This window comes from Mesorhizobium sp. M5C.F.Ca.ET.164.01.1.1 (assembly GCF_004792125.1).
Lineage (GTDB): Bacteria > Pseudomonadota > Alphaproteobacteria > Rhizobiales > Rhizobiaceae > Mesorhizobium > Mesorhizobium wenxiniae.
This window is the reverse complement of record NZ_SRTG01000398.1, coordinates 1-318: the sequence shown is the minus strand read 5'-3', so window position 1 is coordinate 318 and position 318 is coordinate 1. Positions and strand designations below refer to the sequence as shown.

Below are 318 nucleotides of genomic sequence, written 5' to 3'. Positions count from 1 at the left end.
AAGCTGATGATCAACCGCTCGATCGAGCAGATCTACCACAAGGAACATTTTACGCCGGGCGCGACCATCGTCGAGACACGCAACCTCTCCGGCAAGGGCTTTGAGAATGTCTCGTTGACCGTCCGCGCCGGCGAGATCGTCGGTATCGCCGGTGTCGCCGGCAATGGCCAGTCCGAACTGCTCGAGGCGATCTCCGGCATCAGGCATGCCGTTTCCGGCTCCGTGATGCTCGACGGCAAGCCCATCGATCTCACCGGCGAGGCCGATCCCGGCGAATTGCGCGACCGCGGGCTGGCTCACGTGCCGGAGGACCGCCAC

Annotated in this window: 1 protein-coding gene; it reads left to right on the top strand. The window is 64.2% G+C overall.

Annotated elements, in window-relative coordinates:
- A partial coding sequence (locus EN807_RS33980; RefSeq protein WP_246684531.1) for an ATP-binding cassette domain-containing protein occupies window positions 1-318 on the top strand: 318 nt, incomplete at both ends.